Source organism: Mesorhizobium sp. P5_C1 (genome assembly GCF_054049815.1).
In genome coordinates, this window is sequence record NZ_JBFULQ010000822.1 from 1 (window position 1) to 1,808 (window position 1,808).

Genomic DNA, 1,808 nt, shown 5'->3' on the forward strand with positions numbered 1-1,808 from the left:
GTGGAGCGCCGTTAACTGGGGCTACCAGGAACAAGTGAGCGGCGGCCCTGTTTCAGAGGACAGGAGGAAGAGCAATGCCAAACAAAACCAAAGAACCGCCGCTGAAGCCAGATCCGCGGAAGACGCCTGTCCGTCCCGACAAGGAWGCATCGCCRGAGCCKGAACATGTCGATCCGCCACCGCGAGACGTGMGAGAGGCMCCGGCRCCMAATCCAAATGGCAACAAGAAACCCTAACGTCCGGCTCCCAGCGYTACGTGCCCGCTGCCTGACGGTGGCGGGCTTTTTCATTCAGGCGGGTTTGGAAAATCCGGCGTGCCTTCTGGCCAGGCCCGACGCGAGTCCGCCAAGGGCGCTGCCTCACGGTGTCGGATTTCAGCGTTGGCGAGCCCTGCCGTTAGTTAGCCCCGTTGAGGAGCCGCCCACCGATGAGGACATATTGCTTCTAACGGAAACAAGACCGGAGCTTTCGCATTGTGGCAACGCAATTCCGCAGCCTGTTGCGCATTTGCTACATGGAAAGTGGACCAATCGGATTACATTAGCCTAGGCGAATGAGTCCACTGGGCTGGGGTGTTCACATGAAAAGCTTGCTCCTTGCGTCGTTTGCGGTGTTCGCGTTTGGCGGATCAGCCGCTTGGGCAGCCGACCCTCTGATCCCCATGGCCGACGCGCCGGTGGCGTCCTGGACGGGCTGCTACGTCGGCGGCAATGTCGGTGGCGGCTGGTCCCATGTCGACCAGACGCAGGTGGGCAAGGTCGACGGCACGGTCTTGCCGGACACCGACTTTGGATCCGGCAGCGGCAGCGGTTTTATCGGTGGAGCCCAACTCGGCTGTGACTACCAGATGGACCGCTGGGTGTTCGGCGTCCAGGGCATGTTTGATTTCGGCGACATCAAGGGCAGCCACGCCATTACAGCATTCCCGACCTTCGATGTGGAAGACAAGGTCAAGGACCTTTTCACGTTCACCGGCAGGGCAGGTTATCTCTTTGATCCGGCCGTGCTGGGTTACGTCAAGGCCGGCGGCGCCTGGGCTCGCGTGGATAGTGTCGTCCACGGCACGGTGCCGTCTCCCTTTCTGTCGGAAACCGCTGACTATGACCGGCTGGGCTGGACTGTCGGTGTCGGCGCCGAGTGGAAATTCGCTAGGAACTGGTCGGCCTTTGGCGAATATAACTACATTGGTTTCGGCAAGAACGACGTGAATTACTCGGCGGCGCCGGGGACCGTTGGGGAGGCAGACGTCGTTTCTACGAAACTTACCGTACAGCAGGTGGTTGTCGGCGTGAATTACAGGTTCTGATAACCCGGCGCCATGTCGTCAAAATTGCGTCCTTCGCGGATGCTCCAAGCCCGTTGCCGATGGTCTCGGGCTTTCTTATCTTGTGGCAGAAAAGTCACGCAGCTTGAATATGCAGAGCTTCAACCGGCGCGAGCTTATTGTCCAGCTAAGCGAGGCGTACCGTCTTTTTGCGGGCAAAGTGGGGCTGCCCGACCTCCTCCCGAACTAGCGCCCGCTGCTTTCCCTGGCAGCGGGCTTTTTCATTGCCGATCGTGGGTTTCTTTGAAGCCGCAGATCTTGCAACGATAAGCATGGTCTGGCTCCTCCACGGAAAGGAGCCAAGTGATAGCGCCGCGTTCAAGCCAGCAGATTGGGCAGGAGTAATCGCTTCCATACTTCGGCTTGTAACTTTTTTAGGCGCTCGGCCGCCATATCTGACCCCTTGAGATGCTCGGACAACTCAGCCAGACTTTTGTAGGCTTCCGCGATTTAGTGTTTCTCCGTCCTCAGCTTGGGCGTGTGC

Annotated in this window: 1 protein-coding gene; it reads left to right on the plus strand. The window is 59.1% G+C overall.

Translation table 11 applies throughout. The annotated features are described in order from the left end of the window. Positions 1-580 precede the first annotated feature (580 nt). Positions 581-1,306 (plus strand): outer membrane protein, encoded by a 726-nt coding sequence (locus tag ACXJ7R_RS31655; protein ID WP_457155247.1) that lies wholly within the window; start codon positions 581-583, stop codon positions 1,304-1,306. The last annotated feature ends 502 nt before the right edge of the window (positions 1,307-1,808 follow it).

Excerpts from the sequence above, each read along its gene's own strand:
- ACXJ7R_RS31655 (WP_457155247.1), top strand. The coding sequence starts at position 581 with ATGAAAAGCTTGCTCCTTGCGTCGTTTGCGGTGTTCGCGTTTGGCGGA.